The organism is Psychrobacter sp. TB20-MNA-CIBAN-0197 (genome assembly GCF_040309765.1).
Lineage (GTDB): Bacteria > Pseudomonadota > Gammaproteobacteria > Pseudomonadales > Moraxellaceae > Psychrobacter > Psychrobacter submarinus.
Window position 1 is genome coordinate 30721 of the sequence record NZ_JBEOPC010000014.1, and the last position, 25642, is coordinate 56362.

At 44.6% G+C, this 25642-nt stretch carries 22 protein-coding genes and 1 pseudogene; 13 read left to right on the forward strand and 10 right to left on the reverse strand.

Annotated features, from left to right (window positions below; all coding sequences use genetic code 11):
* Positions 1–141 precede the first annotated feature (141 nt).
* The 3 genes from curA to AAEY83_RS06015 form a co-directional block, all read right to left on the reverse strand.
* Positions 142–1191 carry an NADPH-dependent curcumin/dihydrocurcumin reductase gene (gene curA / locus AAEY83_RS06005; RefSeq protein WP_025645619.1) on the reverse strand — a complete coding sequence of 350 codons (1050 nt, stop codon included), beginning with the start codon at positions 1189–1191 and terminating at the stop codon, positions 142–144.
* Between the two features lie 175 nt (positions 1192–1366).
* Positions 1367–2581, reverse strand: coding sequence for an iron-containing alcohol dehydrogenase (locus AAEY83_RS06010; protein WP_025645621.1), 1215 nt, complete (start codon positions 2579–2581; stop codon positions 1367–1369).
* Positions 2582–2859: 278 nt separating this feature from the next.
* The gene (locus AAEY83_RS06015; RefSeq protein WP_025645623.1) at positions 2860–3501 is read right to left on the reverse strand and encodes a TetR/AcrR family transcriptional regulator; all 642 of its coding nucleotides are present in this window, start codon (positions 3499–3501) and stop codon (positions 2860–2862) included.
* A 681-nt stretch (positions 3502–4182) separates the two neighbouring features.
* Here AAEY83_RS06015 and AAEY83_RS06020 point away from each other — a divergent pair.
* Complete coding sequence (locus AAEY83_RS06020) at positions 4183–5670, forward strand: aldehyde dehydrogenase family protein (RefSeq protein ID WP_025645625.1); 1488 nt, start codon at positions 4183–4185, stop codon at positions 5668–5670.
* 143 nt (positions 5671–5813) lie between these two features.
* Here the strand turns inward: AAEY83_RS06020 and AAEY83_RS06025 are convergent, their stop codons facing one another.
* Together AAEY83_RS06025 and tnpA are read right to left on the reverse strand one after the other, a co-directional pair.
* Positions 5814–6044 carry a hypothetical protein gene (locus AAEY83_RS06025; RefSeq protein ID WP_025645627.1) on the reverse strand — a complete coding sequence of 77 codons (231 nt, stop codon included), beginning with the start codon at positions 6042–6044 and terminating at the stop codon, positions 5814–5816.
* 165 nt (positions 6045–6209) lie between these two features.
* Positions 6210–6437, reverse strand: a pseudogene (tnpA, locus tag AAEY83_RS06030) (IS200/IS605 family transposase); the annotation flags it as partial.
* A 94-nt stretch (positions 6438–6531) separates the two neighbouring features.
* On the opposite strand from tnpA, the gene AAEY83_RS06035 reads away from it, so the two are divergent.
* The 6 genes from AAEY83_RS06035 (at position 6532) to AAEY83_RS06060 (ending at position 12377) form a co-directional block, all read left to right on the forward strand.
* The gene (locus tag AAEY83_RS06035; protein ID WP_351058688.1) at positions 6532–7638 is read left to right on the forward strand and encodes an RNA-guided endonuclease InsQ/TnpB family protein; all 1107 of its coding nucleotides are present in this window, start codon (positions 6532–6534) and stop codon (positions 7636–7638) included.
* A gap of 178 nt (positions 7639–7816) precedes the next feature.
* Positions 7817–9184 carry a DASH family cryptochrome gene (locus AAEY83_RS06040; RefSeq protein ID WP_025646536.1) on the forward strand — a complete coding sequence of 456 codons (1368 nt, stop codon included), beginning with the start codon at positions 7817–7819 and terminating at the stop codon, positions 9182–9184.
* Positions 9185–9216: 32 nt separating this feature from the next.
* The gene (locus tag AAEY83_RS06045) at positions 9217–9654 is read left to right on the forward strand and encodes a DUF3429 domain-containing protein (RefSeq protein WP_025646537.1); all 438 of its coding nucleotides are present in this window, start codon (positions 9217–9219) and stop codon (positions 9652–9654) included.
* Between the two features lie 192 nt (positions 9655–9846).
* The gene (locus tag AAEY83_RS06050; protein WP_025646538.1) at positions 9847–11076 is read left to right on the forward strand and encodes an NnrS family protein; all 1230 of its coding nucleotides are present in this window, start codon (positions 9847–9849) and stop codon (positions 11074–11076) included.
* A 27-nt stretch (positions 11077–11103) separates the two neighbouring features.
* Positions 11104–11634: an Rrf2 family transcriptional regulator gene (locus tag AAEY83_RS06055; RefSeq protein WP_025646539.1), complete on the forward strand. Its 531-nt coding sequence runs from the start codon at positions 11104–11106 to the stop codon at positions 11632–11634.
* A 299-nt stretch (positions 11635–11933) separates the two neighbouring features.
* Entirely contained in the window at positions 11934–12377 is a 444-nt protein-coding gene (locus tag AAEY83_RS06060; protein WP_025646540.1) for an SRPBCC family protein, read from the forward strand.
* Between the two features lie 46 nt (positions 12378–12423).
* Here the strand turns inward: AAEY83_RS06060 and AAEY83_RS06065 are convergent, their stop codons facing one another.
* The 4 genes from AAEY83_RS06065 to AAEY83_RS06080 all read right to left on the reverse strand — a co-directional run bounded on the left by AAEY83_RS06065 (position 12424) and on the right by AAEY83_RS06080 (position 15614).
* Positions 12424–12735 (reverse strand): DUF1244 domain-containing protein, encoded by a 312-nt coding sequence (locus AAEY83_RS06065; RefSeq protein WP_025646541.1) that lies wholly within the window; start codon positions 12733–12735, stop codon positions 12424–12426.
* A gap of 63 nt (positions 12736–12798) precedes the next feature.
* Positions 12799–13542 carry a hypothetical protein gene (locus AAEY83_RS06070; RefSeq protein ID WP_025646542.1) on the reverse strand — a complete coding sequence of 248 codons (744 nt, stop codon included), beginning with the start codon at positions 13540–13542 and terminating at the stop codon, positions 12799–12801.
* Between the two features lie 179 nt (positions 13543–13721).
* A complete protein-coding gene (locus tag AAEY83_RS06075) occupies positions 13722–14495 on the reverse strand; it encodes a hypothetical protein (RefSeq protein WP_025646543.1) in 774 nt (257 codons plus the stop codon).
* 171 nt (positions 14496–14666) lie between these two features.
* Complete coding sequence (locus AAEY83_RS06080) at positions 14667–15614, reverse strand: dienelactone hydrolase family protein (protein ID WP_025646544.1); 948 nt, start codon at positions 15612–15614, stop codon at positions 14667–14669.
* A 505-nt stretch (positions 15615–16119) separates the two neighbouring features.
* Here AAEY83_RS06080 and AAEY83_RS06085 point away from each other — a divergent pair.
* From AAEY83_RS06085 to mmsB, 6 genes are all read left to right on the forward strand, one after another.
* Positions 16120–17259: an MFS transporter gene (locus AAEY83_RS06085; RefSeq protein ID WP_025646545.1), complete on the forward strand. Its 1140-nt coding sequence runs from the start codon at positions 16120–16122 to the stop codon at positions 17257–17259.
* Between the two features lie 192 nt (positions 17260–17451).
* Positions 17452–19122: a fatty acid--CoA ligase gene (locus AAEY83_RS06090; protein ID WP_025646546.1), complete on the forward strand. Its 1671-nt coding sequence runs from the start codon at positions 17452–17454 to the stop codon at positions 19120–19122.
* A 273-nt stretch (positions 19123–19395) separates the two neighbouring features.
* A complete protein-coding gene (locus AAEY83_RS06095; protein WP_025646547.1) occupies positions 19396–20883 on the forward strand; it encodes a CoA-acylating methylmalonate-semialdehyde dehydrogenase in 1488 nt (495 codons plus the stop codon).
* A gap of 46 nt (positions 20884–20929) precedes the next feature.
* Positions 20930–22090, forward strand: coding sequence for an acyl-CoA dehydrogenase family protein (locus tag AAEY83_RS06100; RefSeq protein ID WP_025646548.1), 1161 nt, complete (start codon positions 20930–20932; stop codon positions 22088–22090).
* A gap of 51 nt (positions 22091–22141) precedes the next feature.
* Positions 22142–23383: an enoyl-CoA hydratase/isomerase family protein gene (locus AAEY83_RS06105; protein ID WP_025646549.1), complete on the forward strand. Its 1242-nt coding sequence runs from the start codon at positions 22142–22144 to the stop codon at positions 23381–23383.
* A 45-nt stretch (positions 23384–23428) separates the two neighbouring features.
* On the forward strand, positions 23429–24403 hold the full coding sequence (gene mmsB / locus AAEY83_RS06110; RefSeq protein WP_025646550.1) for a 3-hydroxyisobutyrate dehydrogenase: 975 nt from the start codon (positions 23429–23431) through the stop codon (positions 24401–24403).
* Positions 24404–24467: 64 nt separating this feature from the next.
* Here the strand turns inward: mmsB and AAEY83_RS06115 are convergent, their stop codons facing one another.
* The gene (locus AAEY83_RS06115; RefSeq protein ID WP_025646551.1) at positions 24468–25229 is read right to left on the reverse strand and encodes an IclR family transcriptional regulator; all 762 of its coding nucleotides are present in this window, start codon (positions 25227–25229) and stop codon (positions 24468–24470) included.
* Positions 25230–25642: the final 413 nt, after the last annotated feature.

Sequence of the window (25642 nt, forward strand, 5' to 3'; positions counted from 1 at the left end):
GTTATTTTGCTAATAGCTTTAGAGTTAATGACCTGCCACTTGGTACATCCTAAAAATTAAGCCGTACCGAGAAACAGCGCCATATTATTTGTAAACTAAGTGGTTTAACAAGTTGAGTTATTTAATAAATTGAGCTATTGACTAAGCAACATCAGCGACTTTGACCACGGTTTTACCGAAGTTATCGCCATTGAGCATACCGACAAAAGCATCAGGCGCTTGATCTAAACCATCAGCGATATACTCTTTGGTTTTGACTTTGCCTAAGGCTACCATTTCGCTCATGGTTTTTAGAAACTCAGGGAAGTGCTCGCCGTACTCTTCAAAGATAATAAAACCTTTGACCGTCATACGTTGTCTTAAGATCAGACCCATCAATACACTCAAACGATCTTTACCATCGGGTAGTTCAGTCGCATTATATTGCGAGACAAGGCCGCAAACAGGGATACGCGCATGGGCGTTCAATAACGGCATGACCGCATCAAAGACTTTACCGCCGACGTTTTCATAATAGATATCGATACCATTAGGGCAAGCGGCTTTTAGCTGCTCAGCGAAATCATCGGCATAGTGGTCGATACACACATCAAAGCCAAGCTCATTGACAGCAAACTCACACTTCTCTTTACCGCCTGCGACACCGACAGTGCGTGTGCCATAGGTATTACCAACTTGTCCGACTGTCGCGCCAACTGGGCCTGTAGCGGCAGCAACGACTAGAGTCTCGCCTTTTTGCGGTTTACCGATGTCAGTCAAACCCATATAACCAGTAAAACCTGGCATACCTAGAACGCCTAAGCCATAAGAAGGATTGGCCATGTCTTTATCAAGTTTTAATACGCCTTCGCCATCACTGACGCTATAATCTTGCCACCCTGAGTTAGAGACCACTAAATCGCCTTCGCTAAATTTATCGATATTGGACTCGACCACTTGCGCCACCGTCGCACCCATAATGACATCACCGACTTCTAGCGGATCAGCATAGCTTTTTGCATCGCTCATACGACCGCGCATATAAGGGTCAAGCGATAAATAGACGGTGCGTAGTAGCATCTCATTGCTACCTGCTTTTGGCATCTCACTTGTTGCCATCTCGAAGTTATCGGCGTTCGGCTCACCCGTAGGGCGACTGGCTAACTTAATTTGACGGTTCTGTTGTTTGTTTTGTTGTTTGTCAAAACTCATAAATGATCTCCTATTCTATTTATTATTGATCAACTGCACATCTACAACACTAAAACTCATGGTCGTAGACAAAAACTGATACATACGCGGCTTAATAAGTAGCAAAAATTGATCCCAATAACCCATATTAGCAATTCACAGCGTATTACTCCTATGGGCTATTGAGGGTAAAGCGTTACGACGCTTTACTGGTTGTTGCCCGCTCTAGAATACGGCGTGAGACTGTTAAGTCATTCTTATCATGCTCACCTAATTTGACCATCTTATGCGCCTCTAACTGCTCAATGATAGGATCGATAGCAGAGTCATCAAGATCGACGTCAGCTAGGCTTACGGGGAGACCTAAATCACGGAAGAAATCTTCGGTGCGCACAATAGCAGCTTCTATAACCTCATCATCGCTTTGGTTATTATTCGCTTCAATATTCCAGACATTACGCGCGTACTGTAGGAGCTTGTCTTTTTTGCTGTCTTTAAGCTCGCGCATGACTGACGGCAATACAATCGTCAAGGTGCGGGCATGATCGATAGCGTGTAATGAGGTCAGCTCATGACCTATCATGTGCGTGGTCCAGTCTTGTGGCACGCCCGTACCAATCAAGCCGTTCAGCGCCATCGTCGCCGTCCACATGATATTTTTACGCGTTTCCATATTGTTAGGATCAGCTTTTACCGCATGGCCTTCTTCGATAAGTATTTTTAGCAGACTCTCAGCAAAAGCGTCTTGTACTTTGGCGTTAACTGGATAAGTAAGGTACTGCTCCATCACATGTACAAACGCATCTGCAACGCCATTCATGACTTGGCTATCGGGTAGGGTAAGGGTTTTGGCAGGGTCTAAGATGGAGAACTTAGGGAAAGCCAGTGGGTTACCAAAAGGCAGTTTGGCTTGACGTTCGCTATAGTTGACTACGCCGCCTGAGTTCATCTCAGAGCCTGTGGCTGGAATGGTCAATACCGCACCCAGATCCACCGCTGAATCTAGTTCTTTGGTATAACCAATCAGGGCGTCCCATGCTTTTTCACGTGAGACTGTACCATCGTCTGCTTTGAGTGAAGATACTAAGGCGACAAACTTACTACCGTCGATGACTGAACCGCCGCCGACCGCTAAGATAAAGTCGATATTATGCTCATTCACTTGATCCGCAGCTTTTAGCAAAGTAACAAATTCTGGATTGGGCTCTATACCGCCAAACTCAAAAACCTCGCGATTACCGTTCGCTGATAAGGCGGTTCTAACCTCGTCCAAAGTACCCGTACGCTCAGCTGAGCCGCCGCCATATGTGATAAGGACACGAGCATCAGTCGGCACAAGATCTGAGAGTTGTTCGATTTGGCCTTCGCCAAAGACGATACGGACAGGGTTGTAGTATTGAAAGTTATTCATAAAAATCCTAAATGATTAGCGTGATGATTTAATGTGAGCTGAGTAGTGATTAGCAGTGCTTTCTTAAAAGCTTTGACTAACCGCTATTTGATAAGTAGCCATAAGTAGCCATTAACTATCTTTTGATGAATAGCATTGTACAGAAATTAGACCAGTCGTCTAGTAAGTAAAGTAAAAAAATAGGCCTTAGTTACAAAACACCGTAAGAAAGAGAGGCCTATGAGATAGTTAGAGGAGATAGTTAGAGAATGCCAGTCGCCATAGTTAACGACTAATGACTAACGACCCAATTGGACCGTTGTCATCTGCCACACCTCTGCTAACGAAGTGTTGGACTGACTGATTTTGGCAATCAAACTGGCACCAAGCCAGGAAAAATACCAACGCTTAGCGATACTTTCAGCAGAGACATTATCAAGCTTCGGAATGGATTGATCGCTCCATCCTGCTTTGATAAGCTCAGTTAACCAGTTGATCGTTTGTTGATAGCCGTTATGCAGAGCTTCTCGCATCGGCTCTGAGATATCAGCAACTTCAGCGCTGAGTTTAACGACTAAACACTTTCCATGGTCACAGCCGTTTTGCTGAGTGTCGTACCAGTTCTGAAAATAGTCATAGATCTTTTGCTGAGCGCTACTGTTTTCGTCTGCAATAAGCTCTAAGCGTCTTTTATAACGAGTAAAGTAGTGGGTGATAATCTCTTCGCCAAAAGCTTCTTTCGAGGCAAAGTAATGATAAAAAGAGCCTTTAGGTACCCCTGCTGTGTCTAGTATTTGCTTAATACCTACGGCAGTAAAGCCTTTGGAGGCAATAAGCTGATAACCCGTATCTAGCAGATGGGTCTTAGTGTTCGATAACGTTGTATCAGAGTGTCCACTATCTAAAGAAGGTAGTGAGTCAAAAGTAGCAGCGGTAGACATAAAAGTTATGTTCTCCTAATTTTATAATTTTGCTTATATTAGCGTTATCTCTTTAATTTATAGTCATTGTATTTTCCTGAACTTAGATACTCAAAGCACTGAAGGCAAAAAAAATAAAGAGGCGTCAGTTACGTTCAGTCAACAAACTTTAATGCAAAATAGTCTGAGTTTTAGAGTAGCTATGTTAGCATTAGACCAGTCGTCTAGCAAGCTGACTTTTAATGGTTGAGTAGTTATTAAGTGGTTGTTAAGTAGTTATTGAGCTAAGAGAAGTGAGTTTAAACTCGTCACAATACTATGAGTACAGCTACTAACAATGTTAATAAAAGAGCCACTAATAATTTATAAAGTTACTGAGCTACTGAGCTACTTACAGATACCATGTCATTAGGGCGTGTTGAACATTCAAATATTAGGACTGCTGATAGATAAAATCGCACTAAACTAGGCGTAAACCGACGATAAAGCCGAGGCCTTAGCTAGGTTTACAACACCGTTTGGGTGATTTTAGCATCAGCCCTTCGGGGCGGGGCTCTTTTTTGCCAATACATGGCGAAATTGTCTATCCTAGAATGACTAGGCTTCGAAAATTTCACTGCGTATTGCCTAAAAAATAGCCGCCGCCAGTGCCACATTTGAATGTTCAACACGCCCTAACCTAATAAATAAAAAGGAAAAGTTATGTCAAATAATACTGAAAACAAAAAAAGCGCTTATAGTGACTTTGACTTGCAGTACATTGCAGGCGAGTGGCAACAAGGGCAGGATGATAGCGTCAATACGAATACCAGCCCTTTTACTGGTGAGACTTTAGTTAATATTCAGCAAGCGACAGAAGATCAGCTTGATGAAGCCTTTAAGGCGGCGCAAAAAGCGCAGCAACAGTGGGCACAAACGATGCCTGCTGAGCGCTCAAGCCTACTATATAAGGTAGTTGAGATTTTAGATCAGCGCCAAGAGGAGATTGTCGATTGGCTGGTGAAAGAGTCGGGCAGTACTCGTATAAAGGCAATGGTGGAGTTTGGTAGTGCGCGAGCTATCACGGTAGAGGCAGCAACTTTTCCTAATCGTATGCATGGTGAGATTCGGCCGTCTAACATACCAGGTAAAGAAAACTTCGCTTATCGCGAGCCTATCGGCGTGATTGCGGTGATTAGTCCTTGGAATTTCCCACTGCACTTGACCCAGCGCTCTATTGCCCCTGCAATAGCCTTGGGTAATGCGGTGGTGCTAAAACCTGCTAGCGATACACCTATCACCGGCGGTCTGTTACTTGCCAAAATCTTTGAAGAGGCAGGCTTGCCAAAAGGCTTGCTCAACGTAGTCGTCGGCGCAGGTAGCGAGATTGGCGATGCTATCGTCACGCACGACATTCCAAGCTTTGTCTCCTTCACTGGCTCCACCGCAGTTGGCAAACATATCGGCGAGCTTGCTAATGGCGGCGATACTATCAAACCTGTCGCATTAGAGCTTGGCGGTAACAATCCGTTTGTGGTATTAGCAGACGCCGATCTAGATAATGCGGCAAAAGCGGCAGTCTTCGGTAAGTTCTTGCATCAAGGTCAAATCTGTATTGCTATCAACCGCATCATCGTTGAAGATGCTGTCTATGATGAATTCGTTGAGCGTTTCGTTGAACATGTAAAAACCATCAAAGTCGGTGATCCTAATGATAAAGATACGGCTGTTGGTCCTATCATTAATCAAGATCAGCTCGACTCTTTAAAAGATAAAATCGCTAAAGCTCAAGAGGAAGGCGCTAAGACATTACTCAGCGGTGAGATTGAAGGTCAAGTAGTGCCGCCTCATGTCTTCACTGAGGTAACGGCTGATATGGACTTATTCCGTAATGAGATCTTTGGGCCCTTAGTTGGCATTATTCGCGCACAAGATGAGGATGAGGCGTTGAAGCTTGCCAATGATACTGAGTATGGATTATCAAGTTCGGTGTTTACGACAGATATGGAGAAAGGCTTACGTTTTGCCCGTGGTATCAGAGCTGGGATGACTCATGTCAATGACATCACCGTCAATGACGAGAGCGTAGTACCATTCGGTGGTGAGAAAAACTCAGGTATTGGCCGCTTTAATGGCGAGTGGGTGCTAGAGGAGATGACGCGTCTGCACTGGGTGTCTTATCAGCACAAACCGCGTGACTATTCGTTCTGATCGTTCTGATCGTTCTGATGCTTTCTAATGCGTTCTAATTCATTTTCATAAATATTTTAACTCGTAAAAAGACTGCTCTAGTAGCAGTCTTTTTTTGTACCTAAGAGGGTTAATTTCACTCATAAACGAATGGGTTGAGTCTACTATTTTAGATTAAAGCCCAAAATAGATTGGATCTCCTCGACTGACATATTTCTGACTAACGCTTGCTCTTCGACATCTAAGCGGTTGCTGTGCTCTTTAATCAAAGTATAGATACTGCGGGAGATCTCAGCAGTAGAAGCATAGTACATTTGCGGTTCTTCACGGGTGAGCTGAGTCAAAAACCTATTGATGAGTTTACGTTTTTCTGCCGAAGCATTGTCTTCACTCACAGTTATCTCCTTTAATTATAGTTATCAAGATCTGTTTAATGATTGACCATTTAAGCAGGCTGCTTGTTTGTAGTCAATGTTTATCCAGCGTTGCCGTAAAACCATCCACTTCAGGGGGTGGATATAAGGCAACTTAAGTAGTTATGCTTATGCAAAGAAAGCTGTTTAGTGTGGCGTATTTTGCTGTTCGATATACTGGCGGATAATCTCAACTGGAGCACCCCCGCAGCTGCCTGCAAAGTAACTGGGTGACCACAACGCACTGCCCCATAACTGCTTAGAAATAGATGGATATTGCTTTTTGCGAATAAGCCGACTAGAAACGCCTTTTAAACTATTAACCAAGCTTGAGATAGCTACCTTAGGCGGATAATTCACCAGCAACTGCACATGCAAATTAAAGACAACGTGTCTACCACGTCTTAAGTCATTTTCTATTAAGTAGACCAATATGGAATAAAAGAGAATATCAGTATAAACTAACCTCATGAAAACACTCAAGTTACGCATCAAAGACAAACACGTAAACCAGCTAAACAAAATAGCTGGGAGTGTTAACTATGCGTGGAACTATGTTAATGACCTGAGTTACAAACACCTAAACCGTACCGGTAAATTCTTTAGTGCCTACGACCTAAACGAATATACCAAAGGCAGTGGTGAACTATTAGGCTTACACTCACAAACTCTGCAAGCCATAAACGAAACTCATGCCAAATCTCGTAAGCAATTTAAAAAAGCCAAACTTAACTGGCGAACCAACCGACCCGATGCCAAGCGAAAAAGTTTAGGTTGGATTCCTTTTAAAAAGTCAGCAATCAAACATCTGCACACCAGACAAACGGGAAAGAAAGCCCTTAAATCAACCATACAACTATCGCTCTCTAAGGGTCAAAAGCTCATCATAGATGTCTTTGATAGCTACAACCTAGGCCTGTATCAAATCAACACGCTTGAGATAGTGCAAGACAGCCGCAATCGTTGGTATGCCTGTATTACCGTCAAAGATTTTCCTAGACAAGTAAGTGGGATGGGCAGCGTTGGTATTGACTTAGGCTTAAAGGAATCTGCTACCACATCAAACGGTGACAAGCTGACAACCAAACAAACGCAAAAGTGGGCTGAAAGGCTTGCAATAGCTCAACGAGCGAAAAACAAACAGCGTGTCAAAGCAATACACGCCAAAATCAAAAATTCAAGACTAGATGCAATTCATAAATTCACCACCAAGCTTGTTAAAGACAATGCTTTGATTGTGGTTGGTGATGTTAAATCACGCTCATTCACAAGTAAGAAAACCAACCTAGCTAAATCAACATACGATGCAGGATGGTTTGAACTCAAAAGACAACTGGAATATAAATGCAAGTATGCAGGTTGTCAGCTTGAGATAGTAAATGAGAGTTACACTACCCAAACCTGTTCGCACTGCCTTAAAATAAGCGATAGTAGTCCGAAAGGTAGAGCAGATCTTGGAATAAGAGGGTGGAGGTGTGCTGAGTGTGGCACATGGCATGATAGAGATATCAATGCCGCCAAGAACATCCTTGCGGTCGGGCTTGACCGTCTTGCAGAAGGAATCCCCTCACTTTAGGGAGGGGAGGAAGTCAATCTAGTCGTTATATTTAAAACTATTCGCCAATACTAAGCCCGCTTTTAACACGCCATATACTGTATCTTATTTTTTATCACATTATAGTTACTCTTAACAGTAACTATTATTAGTTAAGGTTTAGTAATAGCTAAGTACAATTACAAATGGCAGATTAGATATGACTAATGAGCAAAATAAAAACGTAGTAATGGTGCTATTTCACAACGATTTGCGTATTCATGACAATGCGACATTGAGTAAAGCGGCTGAGCAGGCCAAATCAGGCAACCTTAAGTCAGGTTATCTACTGCCGGTATATGCTGTCGATTTGACTGAGGCACTCAATCAAGAGGCTTGGGGTCAGGCTTATCATTTCGATAAGCTTGGGCATGCCCGCCAGCAGTTTATCAATGAAAGTTTGATCGATTTAGACAGGTCTTTGCAGAGTCTTGGGAGTCAATTACTGTATTTGCGACAAGCGGATAAAGAATCAAGCGCCAATACTTTTAATCAGTTATGCCAGCTCATAGAGCAGCAGCAAGTGAGCGATATTTTTGTCAGTGATAGTGCCGATTATGCGCAGTTAAACGTTTATAATTTGTTGCGCGCTAAGTATACTAATATTGCTTGGCATAGTGAGTCGATCAACACCTTGTATCCTATAATGCCGACCAAAGAGCTACCGCAAAGCTTTACTCAGTTTCGTAAAAAAGTCGAATATGCTCAAGATTTACTCAAAGCTGAAACAGATTTAGTAATAACCGAAACCCCAAGATCGCTGTCACCATTGCCTGAAGCACTGATTAATGAGTCAAAGTATGCTCTGCAATTACCCTCAGTTGACAAACCAAATCCTAATGACGAAAAAGATAAACCCAAATATCAAGGCGGTGAAAGTGCTGCGCTGAATCATCTAAAAAGCTATTTTGCTTCTAACGCCCCAAGCAGCTATAAAACCACCCGTAACGCTTTGGATGAGTGGACGCATTCAACGAAGTTCTCAGCTTGGCTTGCTAATGGCACACTATCAGTAAAGGTATTGCTCAATCGTCTGCGTCAGTACGAGCGCGAAGTCGTGGCCAATGGCTCAACTTATTGGATCTGGTTTGAGCTATTGTGGCGTGAGTATTTTTACTGGTATGCCATAGAGCATCAAGAAGATTTATTTTTATTTAAAGGTATTGGCGATTATAGACCTTCGACGCGTCATGATGATCAGCGTTTAGCGCAGTGGCAAAATGGTGAGACTAAATATCCAATTATTAATGCTTGTATGTGCCAGCTCAATCACACTGGTTATATGTCGAATCGTGGTCGGCAGCTGGTGGCGAGCTGTTTTATTCATGAGCTAGGTCTTGATTGGCGTTATGGCGCAGCCTACTTTGAGCAGCAGCTGATCGATTATGATGTTGGGAGCAATTGGGGCAACTGGCAATACTTAGCAGGAGTAGGGGCGGATCCTCGCGGCTCTAGGCAGTTCAATCTAAAAAAACAAACCCAGCAGCATGATCCTAATGGCGAGTTTATGGATAAATGGCTGTCATAATGAATTCTAATATGTAGTGTGAGTTGTCAATCATGAAAAAACTCAGTCCTTATCTAACCTTTGCCGGTAGCATTCCCTTTATCGCTTGCGCCATCTTACTCATAGTAGGAGTCGATAGTGTTTTAGCTTTAGGAAAAACTAGCAATATTCTAGCGACTTACGGCTTAGTGATTGCCACCTTTATGGCTGGGGCGCAGTGGGGTAATCATTTGGCTTTAGCGGACGATAACCCTTGGGCTGCAAGGTTGCCTATCTTGAGTAACCTGATAACTTTGGTATTATGGTTTGGCTTTTTACTGTTATCGACAGCGGCTTTTATTTGGCTGTTAGTGATAGGGTTTATCAGCTTACTACTCATTGATTATGGACTTAATCAAGCGAGTATCATCACCACTAAATACTTTAGCGTTAGAAAGTATGTGACTTTGATTGTTGTTATCTCATTGATAATTTCTGTAGTACAAATATAAATAATTAAGAATATTTCATTGAGTGCTATATATGAGCTACCATTTAGGAGGCTCTTTTTTGTGATTTAAAAATTCTAGCTAGCTTCTCACGTATTAAAAGAATGACAGACATTGAATAACTTATAACATTCATTTAAAATGAATCTTAAATAACAGTTATTTAAATGAATCACTAATCATAAGCTGAACGCTATGCAAGCAATCAAATTACCGACGCAGCCACCAAGCTCACCGCATCCTATTCTCAATCTTAGTTTTCGCGTTTTCTTTAGTGGGGCGGCAGTCTTTGCAGTACTTATCATGACTTTATGGGCGTTCGTTTTTACCGGTCATACTGATATCGCCGCGCAGACATTGAATCCGCTGTATTGGCATGGTCATGAGATGATTTATGGGTATGCTTTAGCCGTGGTCGCAGGTTTTTTATTGACCGCTGTGCAGACTTGGACTGGGGTGAAGATGCCTTATGGCTATAAGCTGCTAGCTGTTTTTAGCTATTGGTTAATCGCGCGCTTGAGCTGGTTGGCCTTTGGCTTAGGTCTAGATATTGGTGCGGGGCTACTACTATTAGCGGCTATATTTGATATGTTGTTTGTCGCCTCAATGGCATGGGTAGTGTTTCGAGCAGTACTGCAAGTTAAGCAATACAAGCAAATGGGGATTTTGGCCAAACTTGCGCTACTCACCTTAGGCAACGGACTGTGCTATTGGGGCATTTTTGCTAATGATATGACTGTCACTAAGATAGGGGTGTATTTAGGGTTTTATCTAATTATCGGCTTGGTGTTGACGATTGGCCGGCGCGTGGTACCGTTTTTTATTGAGCGCGGATTGGCCCATGATGGTATTGATGTCAAAGTGCGCAATAGCAAATGGCAAGATGTCTTGAGTCTGGTTTTTTTCTTGACTTTTTTTATCATTGATCTATTTTATCCTAATAAATATCTGCTCACTATCACTGCTCTTGGCGTCGCTATAGTCAATCTCATACGTTTAGCCGGTTGGTATCACCCAAAGATCTGGCAAAAGCCTTTACTTTGGTCATTGTATTTAGCGTTTTTTGGCATGTGTTTGAGCTTTATCTTATACGCTTTGCAGCCTTGGCTTGGCTTTAGTCACAGTCTGGCGGTACACGCTTTATCTATCGCTGGCGTTGGTATGATGACACTGGCGATGATGGCGCGAGTATCACTAGGGCATACAGGGCGCAATATTCATCAGCCGCCAAAGATGGTCAATGTGATGTTTGCGCTCATGGTATTAGTATTTGTCAGCCGCGCATTTTTACCTATTATCGCTGTCGAACATTACTTATTATGGGTGATGATTGCGCAAGGCGCTTGGATTAGCTGCTTTGTACTATTTTGCATCAGCTATTTACCGATATTGTCCAAGCCCAGACCAGATGGTTTGTTTGGTTGAATTTGAATTGTTAAGGAGCATTTGCCCATGAAGTTGACGAACTATAGTGATTATGCGCTGCGCTCCTTAATCTATCTAGCCGTAAAGCCTGAGCCGCAGGCTTTAGCGAACATCAGTGATATTGCTAACAGCTATGATATCTCGAGAAGCCATCTGACAAAGATTATTCATCAATTAGGTCAATTGGGTTATATAGAGACGATCCGCGGTAAAAATGGCGGTATCAGGCTTGCCCGTGCGCCTGAAAATATCAATTTAGGTATACTCATTAAGCAGATAGAGCCGGACTTTGCGTTGGTTGAGTGCTTTGCAGCAACTGTACCTAAGACTGATGCCACGACGCAACAAGGCTTACCGATAACCTTGATTGATGAAACGGCTGATGAGATAGCTAACAAGGCCTCATCAGTTATAAAGCAAGGCTGCGTCATCAGTCCTGTATGTCGATTAAAGGGGGTGTTTTTTGAAGCCCTTACTGCTTTTGTTAGCGTTTTAGAGGGCTATACTTTAGCTGATATCATTAATAATAAAATTGAATTAAAGGCTTTGTTATCTTAATTCAGTATTCGTGCTAAACATCAGAAGCGATAAAACATCTAGCTTGGATGCATATAAGCAGCGATATCATGTAATAGCGTACTGCTTTGTAGTAAAAGTTGTGCTATAACAATATATAACTAGCCTAAATATAGTCGATGCACTCTAAAAAGCGCATAGCGCTACTGGGATGAATTTTGCGCAGCCTCTGGGAACGCAGCACGCAAGTAAAATTTATACCAGTAGCGCGTTTAAATTTATATAACAGTTTTATTTTCAACTGACTATAGCTTCTCATTTCCCATAAAAGAGATAATCCGATGTTTAAAATAAAAGTAGAGCGTACCGTAAATAAACCGATTGATGAGGTGTTTGAAGCCATAAGCGATCATGCCAGTTATGGATTATTCAAAGCGGTAGGGACGGCTAAGCTACTAACAAAAGGCGATGACGAGCGTAACGGCGTTGGTGCTTTACGTATCATTCAGACGGGGCCAGTCAAATTTTGGGAGCGAATTACGGCGTTTGAGCGTCCGACTCATATGCAGTACAAGATTGAAAAAGCCAGACCTGTTAAAGTGGATCACCGCAAAGGAAGCATAGATTTAAAAGATTTAGGCGATGGTACTACGCAGGTAACATGGATATCTGAAGGTCGATTAGTGATACCATTACCCCTGATCGGCCGCTTGCTTGATCGCAAGATGCAAAAACAAGGTACGGTAGGGTTTAGTAGTATACTCAAATCCATAGAAAGCCGCTAATTTAGCGGCTTCGTCTATTTTAAATTTTGAGCTGTATCTCGTAATCCTATTCTGCTTTGTTCTTAGCCGCTTCAAGCTCATTGAAGCGCGCTAACTGCTCAGGTGTGGCTGGCTGTTGATACTTCTGCTTCCACTCAGAGTAGGGCATACCATAGATCAGCTCACGAGCGTCTTCATAGTCAATGTCGATACCACGCTCCTCGCCAGCCGCTTTATACCACTTGGACAAGCAGTTGCGACAAAAGTCAGCAAGGTTCATCAGCTCGATATTTTGTACATCTTTACGCTCATCTAAATGAGCAAGTAAACGGCGAAATGCCGCAGCTTCTAGTTCGATATTGGACTCTAGTTTTGCCATAGTTTTTCCTTATCTTTACTGTGCATCTATAAATGCAGAGGTTTTTATTAAACTTAATCTTCCTTAAGCATTTTCAAGCTTAGGGCGAGCCTTATTTACGGCTTTAAGTAACGCTTCTTCAAACTCGCCTTGTTTAAATTTGACTAAGTAAGAGTGCGCGGCGCAGAAGTTACGTACGTCCCAGTCATGAGCAATTTGAGTCGCCCAGTCACAGTACTCTTTGCCGGCATTAGACTCGTCTTTAAGCGCTTTTTTGGTAGTAGGATGCAGCATCACCTCTGGCAACATTTTTTCGAGCAATTTAGAAGGAGGGCTCATAAAGGTATCATCGACGTGTAGGCTTTTACTCGCAGGATGATAAGCCAATAACGAGCCGGCATGAATCATCTCATTAGCATGGATATAATCGATGCCTTGCGACATAGAGAACTCAAGCTCAGGATAGCGCTCAGCGACTGCCGTACTTTCAACCAAATCCTCGCTCCACTCAACCTCAGGCACTTGTTTGGCGTGGCGAGTACTGCCATAAAAGATTGCTTGCGGAAAATCTTTTGCCATCTGTGCGCAGTGAACCGTGTGGAATGGATGTACGTTCAGTACCGCTTCGACGTCTTGACCGTTATTAGTCAATGCCATCACTTTATCGCGCACTTCACCTGTCAGCTTATAGCTGTCTAAGAAGATAAACTTGCCGGACTCTAATTTGACAAGCGAGCACTGCGTACCGATATTGATAACGCCGCCGATGCGAAACTCGCCGCGTATGTTCCAAAACCCTGACCCTAGATCATGTATCTTTTCTGCCATGGTTATTCTCCTCAATGATGTTAATAATTTTAATTGTAAACTCTATGATAGTACATCGTTTGATAAACAAGTCACTAGTAAATAGTAATGGATTCAAGCCGCTAGTATCGTTACACAACTTTTGTAACTTGTCCCAAGCTTTACAGTTGCCGTAACTGCATATCGATTAGGCCTTTCGATTAAGTCTGGCTAGAGGCCGCTTCTAAATCAGCGCGCGCGTTATCAATTCTCGATAGCAATGCAGCTTCAAACTCACCTTCTGCAAAAACGACTAGACCAGAATGGGCCCCGCAAAAGTTACGCACCTCTCGCCACTCGTGAGCAAGCTTTGTCGCCCAGTCGCAGTACGCTTTGCCAGCATCAGGCTCATCTTTTAATGCTTTAAGTGTGGTCGCATGTAGGTTGATACCGGCTTGCACATCATTAAACTTCTTTGATGGCGGTATCTCAAAGGTATCGTCGACATAGATGCTTTGACTAGCAGGGTGATAAACCAATAGTGAGCCTGAATGTACGGAGTCGTTAGAGGAGATATAATCAATACCTTTTGGTAAGGAGAACTCAAGCTCAGGATAGCGCTGGGCTACAGCTTCGCTTTCTACATAATCCTCGCTCCAGTTGACCTCGGGTACCTGCTTATGATGGCGAGCACTACCATAAAAAGTAGCGTGCGGAAAATCCTTGGCGACTTTTGCACAGTGTACAGTGTGAAAAGGATGTACATTGAGCACCGCTTCAATATCTTTACCATTATTGGTCAGCGCCAGCACTTGCTCGCGCACCTCACCAGTTAAAGTATAGCTATCTAGCAAAATAAACTTCCCTGATGCTAGCTTAACGAGCGCTGATTGATTACCGATATCGACCATACCATTTCTGACAAAAGAGCCTCTAATGTTCCAAAACCCAGCGCCTAGGTCATGTATCTGATCTTTTTTAAATTCTTCTGACATATAAGCCTCTATAGTGAATGACGTTCACGAATGTATAAAAGTAGTCTTTTAAGTGGTTTTTGAATAATTCTTTTTATTCATTCGGGAACCATAATACGCTTAATTAGATAGACTTATCCCTACGGTAACTGTTGTTGTACAGGGAACATACAAGCCAAGTATGTAAGTCAGTTACGGACAGTCAGCGTAATCATAATTCGATATACGCGGGCTTATGCTATAGTCTTCTCGACCACATAAGAACTGATCAAAGCGGGTATCGCCATTGATATGACGCTGCATCCACGCGATACTAGGCTTGCTTAGTAGCTTTTCATTCAAGCGGTAACTTGGACAGAGATGGCTGGCGTTATTGACCTCAATCTTCATCTTAGGCCCTGTCGCTTGTTTATAAAACAAATTGGTATACTTGTTATTAGCCGCAATAACATCGTACTCACAGGAGATAACAAAAGTCGGCGTTGTTACTTCACCATAGCTTCTATCATGATAAGGGGCGAGTGGCATAATGGCGCGTACGTTGCTATGCGTAGATGCTAGTTTGAGCGCGCCGCCCCCGCCCATGGACCAACCAATTGCCCCTAAGCGATCAGGATCTACTATATTGCCTACGGTATTATCGCTGATTACATAATCTAAAGCATGGCTTAGCTGCTTAGCGCGGCTATCGGGTCTATCATAAATAGAGTTGGTATTCATTGTAATCACGACAAAGCCCCAAGCAGCTAGGCGGGGTCCCAACCATTTAATCGACGATTCATAAGAGACGTAGCCAGGTATCACAGCAATTGCGCCCAAACGTCCGCAGTTGCTAGCGTTAGTCGGATAGTAAATAGTGCCACCGCCAAAGCCGTCTACTAACTCACGTGGTACTTTTTTGCTAGCAATGTTAAAGGGTCCGTTATTTTTTGTTTGACTTAAATTATCAGCGCTAATTGCACTGTCAGGAATACAAGTTACATCTTGGTTGAGCGATGCTACCGACGTTGAGGTTGGCGTTGGCACTGTCTGTGTCGTTTCTGTTAGTGCAATCTTAGCTGAAGCAGGCGCTGTAGACAGTAGCGCGTAGGTAGCTATTATGATTGTAGCTATACTCAAACGCGTTAGGCAATTTATCATAGTAGTTGTCTTTTGATAGTTGTCTTTTAAAAAGTTCAGTGCATTGCTTAATAGTCAATCTTAACAAGAGAGTAAGCTGATAAAAGCCGATTTATAGTAGGTTTTAATAGTTAATATGTCAAAGGGAGCGATGTATAAGCTTAGGACTTGTTGGACGTTGTTTTGCTGGACGTTTAAGAATGTCCATACTCAGATAGAACACCGAGCCACTTGAGAGCCTAGGTGATAAGTATCAATAACATTTTGTGCCCTTAAAACCGATATCGCTTGTGCTATAGTGCTTCATTAATTAATAAGCGCTAAGGGTTAGTAGGTAATTAAAATACCTAGAGCGCTACTTTCTTTTTACTTACGCTTTTTAGCGTCCAATACAGTTAGCACTATTTTGAAACCAATACATCATACAACAAGTCGCAACGTCGCCGACGCTCACCACTCAAACGGCGAGAGAGCATATCACGCAAACACGCCACACCATTCGCCTTCGTGGGTATTAAAGCTGACCATGGGGCTTATCGGCATGTTTGCTTTTTTGCAGGTCTATTCTGTGCAGGCTATCTTGCCAGTGCTTATCACAGATTTTGCTGCCACGGAAGTACAGGCGGGTATGGTGGTTGGCGCGACGGTACTGGCGATTGCAATTATGTCGCCTTTTTTGGGCATGCTGTCTGATGCTGTCGGCCGTAAGGTGTTTATTGTTGGTGCTTTATTGTTTTTGACGCTACCAACGGCGCTTATCGCTCAAAGCCCGAGCATCGGCTGGATGGGGGTTTGGCGGTTTTTGCAGGGGTTGTCTGTACCCGGTATCACGGTGGTGACGATTGCTTATATCGGCGAGGAGTTTGAGGGGCGTGCGGTCACAGAGCTGATGTCGTTTTATGTATCAGGCTCTGTACTCGGCGGCTTTATGGGCCGGTTTTTGCTGGGGCATTTGCATGAGCTGATCGGCTGGCGTGCAGGCTATTATGTGATGGCGGCGATGACGCTACTTGGCGCTTTATGGGTTACTAAGATGCTGCCTGCGTCGCGGCAGTTTGTGGCCAATCCAAACTTTCGCTCGGCGATACAGACGCTCGGCTCGCACTTAGTCAATCGTTACGTGGTCACCGCCTGCTTACTTGGCGCTTGCGTGCTATTTTCACTGGTGGGCTGTTTTACCTTTATTAATTTATATCTCGCTGATACACCATACAATCTCGGCACCGGCGCACTTGCGAATATTTTTGCCGTTTATCTGATAGGGGTGATCATTACGCCGCTATCGACTATTCTATTGCGCCGCTTTGGCTCAGCGCGCACGATTATAGTGGCGGTCATTATCTCGATGCTTGGAGTGTTGTTGACGCTAGCGACGCCTTTATGGCTGATCGTTATCGGTCTAGGGGTGATGTCCTCAGGGGTGTTTGTGACTCAATCGGCGACCATCAGCTATATCGCGGTCAATGTTAAACAAGGCCGCTCGCTAGCCTCAGGGCTATATTATTTATTCTATTACGCAGGCGGCACGGTAGGCGCTTGGCTTTGCGGTCTAGCTTATGCTTATGGGCAATGGCAATTTACGGTATGGCTGCTATTATTCGTACAAGTATTAGCGCTGCTGATTGCAAGTTTTGGCATGATAAAAACCAAGTCAAAAGCTGCTTAGCCTATACAGCTATGATCGCTTGTTAGCCTACCACTTACGCAAGCTCACTTTACAGCGCATTTAAATTTTTTTAGTATTAAGCGTATCTTGATTTGAAATTATTAGTATTCAAATGGCCAAAACCTGCAAACTGAATTACTAAGCCATGTTAAGACACGAAAATAACGAACACCCTCAAAGGAAATGAGATTTATGTCAAATGCTTATCATAGCGCCCCGTCTGCTTACGATTATCCGCTGATTATCAAGCAGCTATTGAACCGTGCTAAGACGGTCTCGCAAGCCCAAGAAATCATCTATGCCGACAAAAAACGCTTTACTTATAGCGAGTTCTTTACCCGTATTAACCGCCTAGCCAATGTCTTAGATAGTCTTAACCTGGACGCAGGGGACGTCATCGCTGTTATGGACTGGGACAGTCATCGCTATCTTGAGTCCTACTTCGCGATTCCGATGTCTGAATATGTGCTGCAAACGGTGAATATTCGTCTGTCGCCTGAAAAGGTGCTATATACGGTTAATCACGCCAAACCAAAAGTGCTGATGCTTAATTCTGAATTTGCGCCTTTAGTCAAAGACTATCAGTTCGAAAACTCCAGTATCGAGCACATTATCTGGCTTGATGATAATGGCACCACAGTTGAAGGGGTGTTCGGTGATAATCAAAGCCGCGTCATTGGTGAGTATGAGACGCTATTAGCAGATGCCAGTGATGAGTTTGAGTTTCCAGATTTTGATGAAAATACTATCGCCACTACCTTTTATACTTCAGGTACCACAGGTAATCCTAAAGGCGTTTTCTTTAGCCATCGTCAGCTAGTACTGCACAGCATGGCGGAGGCGGCAACCTTAGGAATGCTCCCAGATAAGCAAGGCGTCAGCTATGGCGACGTCTATATGCCGATGACGCCGATGTTCCATGTGCATGCGTGGGGCTTTCCTTATACTGCGACGATGACAGGTCTCAAGCAAGTTTATCCAGGTCGTTATGCGCCTGATACTTTGCTCGATCTCATCATCAATGAAAAGGTCAGCATTACGCATTGTGTTCCGACGATACTACAAATGGTGCTAAAAGAAGCCCAAGATCGCAATAAGAGCTTTAACGGTCTAAAAATGATCATCGGCGGCTCGCGATTGACCGAAGGATTAGCCAAAGCGGCTCTCGCGCAAGATATCGAAGTCTACACAGGTTACGGTATGTCAGAGACTGCGCCGCTCATTGGTCTGACCGAGTTCACTATCGATGAGCCTGAGATGAGTGTTGATGAAGATATCACCCGCCGCTGCATGTCAGGCAAACCTGTAATGATGGTCGATGCGCAAGTGTGGAGTACCGATAATAAATCAGTTGGTACAGGCGCAGACAATACTGGTGAGCTGGTGCTACGTGCGCCTTGGCTGACGCAAAGCTACTTCAAAAACGACGATGCCGGTACTGAGCTGTGGGAAAACGGCTACATGCACACTCAAGATATCGCTTATATGACCAAAGACGGCTACTTCAAAATCACCGATCGTCTCAAAGACGTGATCAAATCAGGCGGCGAGTGGATATCCTCGCTCGAGATTGAGACTATCTTGTCGCTGCACCCAGCAGTAGCCGATGTCTCGGTCATTGGCGTCCCTGATAAAAAATGGGGCGAACGTCCGGTAGCCCTGATCGTTCTCAAACCGAGCCATCAAGACACCACTGCTGATGATATTATAGCGGTTGCTGAGCAAGCGGTTGCTAAAGGTATCATTCCTAAATATGGCATCCCGAGTGAGTTTCAATTCTTCGATGATCTGCCTAAAACCTCAGTCGGTAAACACGATAAAAAAGTCATGCGTGACGAGTATAACGAGCAGAATAAAGGCTAATCGGCTTGCTTTAAGTGGCTGTGTTTATTTTATTGATGAATGATAAGTCTATTATCAGCTCGTAAAAAGCTCATGAGTATTCATGGGCTTTTTTTTAGTTTAACAAGCGATTTGTATTCACTCACAGCCAGATGCCTTAAAGCGCTTGACCTTAATTTGACATTGTTGTTATAGTCGATGACCATCAAATTGTTAATCTACTCTTCACTGACAGCTCAATCGCTATCTTTCATAATATATTTTGTGATGACTCAAACAAGATAAGGATATCTTATGCATCATGTTCAACAGCTCATCAATGGTGAGTTCAGCCAATCTAACACTAGCGAATGGATTGATATTTCTGATCCTGCCACTCAAGACATCATTGCTAAAGTACCACAAAGCACCGATGATGAGATCAACGAAGCCGTCGCCACTGCCAAAGCTGCATTTGCGACTTGGCGCAAAACGCCTATCACCACTCGTGCGCGTATCTTCTTAAAGTATCAAGCACTCATTCGTGAGCACATGGATGAGCTTGCGCAAATTCTAACCGCCGAGCAAGGCAAAACCCTTGCTGATGCGCGCGGTGATGTGTTTCGTGGTTTAGAAGTGGTCGAACATGCGGCGGGTATCGCTAACCTGCAAATGGGCGACTTTGTCGAAAACGTCGCCTCAGATGTAGATACTTATAGCATTTGGCAGCCGCTTGGCGTATGCGCGGGTATCACGCCGTTTAACTTTCCAGCGATGATTCCACTATGGATGTTCCCGATGGCCATCGCCACGGGCAACACCTTTATCTTAAAGCCCTCTGAGCAAGATCCAATGGTGACTATGCGTTTAGTCGAGCTAGCAGTAGAGGCGGGCGTGCCAAAAGGGGTATTGAACGTCGTGCATGGCGGCAAGCCAACCGTTGACGCTATCTGCGATCATCCTGACATCAAGGCGGTGTCTTTTGTCGGTTCTACCGCAGTTGGCAAACATGTCTATGAGCGCGCAAGTCGGTCAGGTAAACGCGCTCAGTGTATGATGGGCGCCAAAAATCATGGCGTCATCTTGCCTGATGCCAATAAAGAGCAAACGCTAAACCAGCTCGCAGGCGCGGCCTTTGGGGCAGCAGGACAGCGCTGTATGGCTTTGTCAGTTGTGGTGTTGGTCGGCGCAGCAGGCGAGTGGATCGATGACATCAAAGCCAAAGCTGAAACTTTAGTAGTCTCTGCAGGTAAGAACGACAAAGATCTAGGCCCGCTCATCTCGCCTGCGGCAAAAGCTCGCGTTGAGCATTTAATTAATACAGGAGTCGAGGAAGGCGCAAGCTTACTTCTGGATGGTCGCGGTATTCAGGTCGAAGGATTTGAGAAAGGCAACTTCGTTGGACCGACGATCTTTGATCATGTCACAAGTGAGATGCAGATTTACCAACAAGAAATCTTTGGTCCAGTGCTTTGTATCATGCGCGTGGGTAGCTTAGATGAAGCTATTGAGCTGATTAATAATAATCCTAACGGTAATGGCACTGCTATTTTTACTCAGTCAGGAGCGGCGGCGCATAAATTCCAGCAGGACGTCATGGTCGGTCAAATCGGTATTAATTTACCGATTCCTGTACCGCTACCTATGTTCTCGTTCTCAGGCTCACGCGCTAGCAAGCTTGGCGATTTAGGACCTTATGGCAAGCAAGCAGTGCAGTTCTATACGCAAACCAAAACAGTCACCGCGCGCTGGTTCGATGATGAAGCAAGCCGGGGCAAAGTCAATACTACCATCTCAATGTAAGCTGTATTGTAAGCTACATTTTGCCGCACTATTTAAGGATAACTGCATGGATTTTTCCCTAACCGACGATCAAGTAGCTTTTGAGCACAGCGCTCGTCAGTTCGCATTAAAAGAGCTAAGACCCAACGCTGCTGAATGGGATCGCAGCTCGTACTTTCCTATTGAGGTCATCAAAAAATCAGGAGAGCTTGGCTTTTTAGGCCTTTATACCAATCCTAATTATGAGGGTCTAGGCTTGCCGCGCTTGGACTCAGCGATGGTGTTTGAGGCGCTAGCTTGGGGCGACACTGCGGTGGCTTCTTATATGAGCATCCATAACATGGTGTCATGGATGATTGGAGAGTATGGTCATGACGCGCTATGCCAGCAGTATCTGCCGAAGATGGTCAATGGCGAGTGGTTAGGCAGCTATTGTCTGACAGAGCCAAATGCAGGCTCTGATGCGGCGTCCTTACGCACCAAGGCGGATAGACAAGGCGATTATTACGTCCTCAATGGCGAGAAAACCTTTATCTCAGGGGCGGGGTCAACTGATGTGTTGGTCGTCATGGCGCGCACAGGTGATACAGGTGCTAAGGGCGTTTCTGCCTTTGTAGTCGATGCCCAAAGCGACGGCATTGAGTATGGTAAAAACGAGCATAAAATGGGTTGGAAAGCGCAGCCGACGCGTACTATTAGCTTTAACAATGTCAAAGTCCCTGCATCCAACTTATTAGGTGCTGAAGGTCAAGGCTTTAGCATCGCCATGAAAGGTCTTAATGGCGGGCGTATTAATATCGGTATCTGTGCGGTAGGCACAGCGCAGGCCGCGCTTGAAACGGCGACGAGCTACGTCAAAAACCGCCAGCAGTTTGGCAAGCCAATAGCAGGCTTTCAATCCGTACAATTCAAGCTTGCCGATATGCTCACGCAAACCATAACCGCAAGACAAATGATCTATCTGGCCGCTAGTAAAGTTGATAACAACGACCCGCAAGCGGCAACTTATTGCGCCATGGCAAAACGCTTGGCTACCGATTTGAGCTTTGAAGTCGCTAATGAAGCGTTACAACTGCATGGCGGCTACGGTTATCTCAACGAGTATCCGCTTGAGCGTCATGTGCGCGATCTGCGCGTGCATCAAATACTAGAAGGGACTAATGAGATCATGCGCGTCATCGTATCCCGGCAGATGTTGCAAGACGACGCTCTTAGCTCTTTGCGTTAGCAGCCTTTTCTAGCCCGTTTTTAAATTCTATAAAGTTTCATAGGTCGTTTTATGAGCACAAATAATCAATCTAATAATCAAAGCATTGCTTCTCCAGAGCAAGAAGCTGCAGTACTTTTCGAGACCCAAGAGACGCATTGCGGTCATCAGCTTGGCATTATGACTTTAAACAGCCCAAAGTCGCTTAATGCTTTGAGCGTTGAGATGTGTCAACTGTTATCACAGCAGCTCGAAGCTTGGCAGACGGACAGCCAAATAGTCGCCATCATTCTTAAAGGCGCAGGTGACAAAGCCTTCTGCGCTGGCGGAGATATTCGCAAGCTTTACGACAGTATGTCAGAGTCTGCACCACTGCCCAATCCTTATGCAACCGAGTTTTTTGGTCATGAGTATCGCCTCTATCGGCAAATGCACTTTTATCCCAAACCGCTGATTTTATGGGGTGACGGGATTATTATGGGCGGCGGTATGGGACTGATGGCAGCTTGTAGCCATCGTATCGTCACCGAGCGTACTCGCTTTGCGATGCCTGAGATTACCATAGGTCTGTTCCCTGATGCTTCTGGTAGTTGGTTCTTGCAGCGTATGCCTGCTCATACAGGGCTGTTTTTAGGTCTGACCGGCGCTATGTGCCATGCCGGCGACGCCATCATTGGTAACTTGGCTGAATACTATGCCCAAAGTGGCGACTATGAATCTATCATTGAGCGCCTAAAAGCTGCCGATTGGCGCGCGGAGATGGAGCAAGGCTTTGGTAGGTTGCCAAGTGTTGCTAGTCGCGCTTTAGCGGCACAGCCAGCGACTGACCTGCCTGAGAGTCATTTGGCCAAATATTGGCAAACCATTAATAAGCTTATGAATAGTGGCGGGTTAGCTGAGATTGATCATCTGCTACAAAACGATGACGCTCTAGCTAAGATTGATGCTGACTTTGCTGCCGATAAATGGACACAAAAAGCGCTGGCAACTTATCGTCACGGCTGCCCAGTAACCGCCGCTTTGACTTATGCGCTGTATTATAAAGTCAGCGCTTTATCACTAGAGCAAGTGCTGTATTTAGAAGCCAATGTCGCCGTGCACTGCGCAGCCAATCCTGACTTTAGAGAAGGGGTGCGCGCGCTGCTCATTGATAAGGATAAAGCGCCGCAGTGGTCACGCACCTTAGCGGACTGCCTAAGCGCTGAGGGACAAGCGTATATTGAGTCGCATTTCGACAACCCTTATGCCCCTTATCAGCATCCCTTGCAAGATTGGCTTACCGCTGATGCTTTAGGCGCGCAGCATGTACGCTAGACTTTATTGAGTCAATAACCGATAACGACATCAAGGAATGATGGAATGAATAAAACTGCAAACGCAAGTGAGTCAGTCAAGGACAAAAAGCCTAACATCGCTTTTATTGGCTTAGGTAATATGGGCGCGCCAATGGCACAGAACCTGCTAAGCGCAGGCTACGCGCTGAGCGTCTATGATTTATCTTTGGCTGCGACCGAGCGTCTACAGCAAGCAGGCGCTAGGGTGGCAGATAGCCCGCAGCAAGCGGCTGCTAATGCGCAAGTAGTGATTAGTATGCTGCCCGCAGGCGAGCATGTGCTATCAGTGTATTTAGGAAGTAGCGAGAATGATGAAGAGCAAGCAGGCGGCGAACAGAAACAAGGACTGCTATCTCATCTTGCTAAAGACACCTTAGTGATTGACAGTAGCACCATTGCTGCAGCAGACGCTAGGCAAGTCGCAGCTGCGGCAAGTGCGCTTGGTATAGACTTTTTGGATGCGCCAGTATCAGGGGGCACCGGCGGGGCAATAGCAGGTAGTTTGACTTTTATTGTAGGCGGCGAAGCTGAGGCTTTTGCTAGAGCCGAACCTATCCTTACCGCCATGGGCAAAAATATCTTTCATGCAGGCGAGCACGGCGCCGGACAAGTGGCTAAGATCTGCAACAATATGCTGCTTGGTATCTTAATGACAGGCACGGCAGAGGCGATAAACCTCGGCGTCAAAAACGGCTTAGATGCCAAAGTACTCTCGGATATTATGCTACAAAGCTCAGGGCGCAATTGGACACTAGAGGTCTACAACCCTTATCCGCAAGTGATGGATAATGTCCCCTCTAGCCACCACTATCAAGGCGGCTTTATGAGTAAGCTGATGCAAAAGGATTTAAACCTTGCGCTGCAAACGGCTAGGCAGACTGAGGTCGACACGCCAATGGCACAGCGAGCCGCGCAGCTGTATAGCGCTCATACTGGCGAGCATGGTGACAAGGACTTCTCGAGCATTATGGCTATTCATGATCCATCAGTACTGCCTTAACAGCGTAAAGACGTGAGCACATTTTATTAGAGTACCGTTACAGAGTGATAGCCACATCCGCTGATCATTTCATTTCAAACTCATAGCACAGCGTTTGGATATTCTGCGCCGCGACTCTAAGTCTGGGTACGTGTGTCTGAAGCGCTTCTAAAGAGACGCGGATAGTAGGTGCATTTACAAATAAAGATGCCAAATAGCGTGAGTCCTTATCGAGTATAGGCACGGCTACTGATAAGGCCTCAGAGATAAACTCTTCGTTGTCTATGCCGACGCCTGACTTCGCGATAGTGTCTAATTCAGCAGTTAAAGCATCAACATCGGTAAAGGTGTTTTCAGTAAACCTATCAAGTGGGAGCTGTCGCAGCATCTTCGCACGGGTTTGCGTAGGCAGAAGACTAAGATAGAGCTTACCCGTTGCGGTACACCACATTGGCGACTGAGAGCCGGCTGGTAAATAGATCTGGATAGGCCGATCAGTCTGTACGCGATTGGTATATAGCATGCTCATCTGATGCGGTACAGCGATGCCGCAGCTCTCCTTTATATCATCCACCAATCCTTGTAGTATCAACTGCCGCTCCTGAAAGAACTGCTTTTGTTGCCACAGCTCTATACTCAGATTACGTACGCGCTTGCCTGGTATTATTCCGCCTCCTATATCCACTCCAATAAACCCTTCTTCGACCAAAGTCTGTATCAACCGGTGAATAGTAGGTTTTGGAATGTCTAAATCCTTTGACAGCTCAAGGGGTGAGAGCGGTCTTTGGGCATAAGATACGGCTTCTACAATCTCTAATACACGAGTAATAGATGATACTTTAGGCATAATATTGGCTCGATAGTTAAGGGGTGTCATTCATGCGATTGCTCAGCAGGCAACTCGCTAATCTCGTTTTGCATAAAGAGTATAGCTTACTATTTTCATAATCTAGGCAGGGTATCAGCAGCCAGCCATACTACTCAATTTGTCTCTATGGCTCGCTAAGATACATCATTTCACATAACACAACAAACTGTAGTAATTAGTTATATAAGCTACACTGTTTAAAATATTATAATAAGCCAAAATAGTATTCAGTTACTTAGATATGTCATTAAGAGTTTTTAGCTTACCGATACCACGTTTATTTACGCTTTTAAACGTTGTTCTCATTAGCGAGGTTACTCGCTTTGTAATGATGAGTTATTATTTACTAGATATATTGATACGCTAATTATTCTGTCTTGACATATCTTGTA

Bases quoted from the DNA above. Each gene is read 5' to 3' on its own strand.
- curA (WP_025645619.1), bottom strand. From the start codon at position 1,191: ATGAGTTTTGACAAACAACAAAACAAACAACAGAACCGTCAAATTAAG.
- AAEY83_RS06010 (WP_025645621.1), bottom strand. From the start codon at position 2,581: ATGAATAACTTTCAATACTACAACCCTGTCCGTATCGTCTTTGGCGAA.
- AAEY83_RS06015 (WP_025645623.1), bottom strand. From the start codon at position 3,501: ATGTCTACCGCTGCTACTTTTGACTCACTACCTTCTTTAGATAGTGGA.
- AAEY83_RS06020 (WP_025645625.1), top strand. From the start codon at position 4,183: ATGTCAAATAATACTGAAAACAAAAAAAGCGCTTATAGTGACTTTGAC.
- AAEY83_RS06035 (WP_351058688.1), top strand. From the start codon at position 6,532: ATGAAAACACTCAAGTTACGCATCAAAGACAAACACGTAAACCAGCTA.
- AAEY83_RS06040 (WP_025646536.1), top strand. From the start codon at position 7,817: ATGACTAATGAGCAAAATAAAAACGTAGTAATGGTGCTATTTCACAAC.
- AAEY83_RS06045 (WP_025646537.1), top strand. From the start codon at position 9,217: ATGAAAAAACTCAGTCCTTATCTAACCTTTGCCGGTAGCATTCCCTTT.
- AAEY83_RS06050 (WP_025646538.1), top strand. From the start codon at position 9,847: ATGCAAGCAATCAAATTACCGACGCAGCCACCAAGCTCACCGCATCCT.
- AAEY83_RS06055 (WP_025646539.1), top strand. From the start codon at position 11,104: ATGAAGTTGACGAACTATAGTGATTATGCGCTGCGCTCCTTAATCTAT.
- AAEY83_RS06060 (WP_025646540.1), top strand. From the start codon at position 11,934: ATGTTTAAAATAAAAGTAGAGCGTACCGTAAATAAACCGATTGATGAG.
- AAEY83_RS06065 (WP_025646541.1), bottom strand. From the start codon at position 12,735: ATGGCAAAACTAGAGTCCAATATCGAACTAGAAGCTGCGGCATTTCGC.
- AAEY83_RS06070 (WP_025646542.1), bottom strand. From the start codon at position 13,542: ATGGCAGAAAAGATACATGATCTAGGGTCAGGGTTTTGGAACATACGC.
- AAEY83_RS06075 (WP_025646543.1), bottom strand. From the start codon at position 14,495: ATGTCAGAAGAATTTAAAAAAGATCAGATACATGACCTAGGCGCTGGG.
- AAEY83_RS06080 (WP_025646544.1), bottom strand. From the start codon at position 15,614: ATGATAAATTGCCTAACGCGTTTGAGTATAGCTACAATCATAATAGCT.
- AAEY83_RS06085 (WP_025646545.1), top strand. From the start codon at position 16,120: ATGGGGCTTATCGGCATGTTTGCTTTTTTGCAGGTCTATTCTGTGCAG.
- AAEY83_RS06090 (WP_025646546.1), top strand. From the start codon at position 17,452: ATGTCAAATGCTTATCATAGCGCCCCGTCTGCTTACGATTATCCGCTG.
- AAEY83_RS06095 (WP_025646547.1), top strand. From the start codon at position 19,396: ATGCATCATGTTCAACAGCTCATCAATGGTGAGTTCAGCCAATCTAAC.
- AAEY83_RS06100 (WP_025646548.1), top strand. From the start codon at position 20,930: ATGGATTTTTCCCTAACCGACGATCAAGTAGCTTTTGAGCACAGCGCT.
- AAEY83_RS06105 (WP_025646549.1), top strand. From the start codon at position 22,142: ATGAGCACAAATAATCAATCTAATAATCAAAGCATTGCTTCTCCAGAG.
- mmsB (WP_025646550.1), top strand. From the start codon at position 23,429: ATGAATAAAACTGCAAACGCAAGTGAGTCAGTCAAGGACAAAAAGCCT.
- AAEY83_RS06115 (WP_025646551.1), bottom strand. From the start codon at position 25,229: ATGCCTAAAGTATCATCTATTACTCGTGTATTAGAGATTGTAGAAGCC.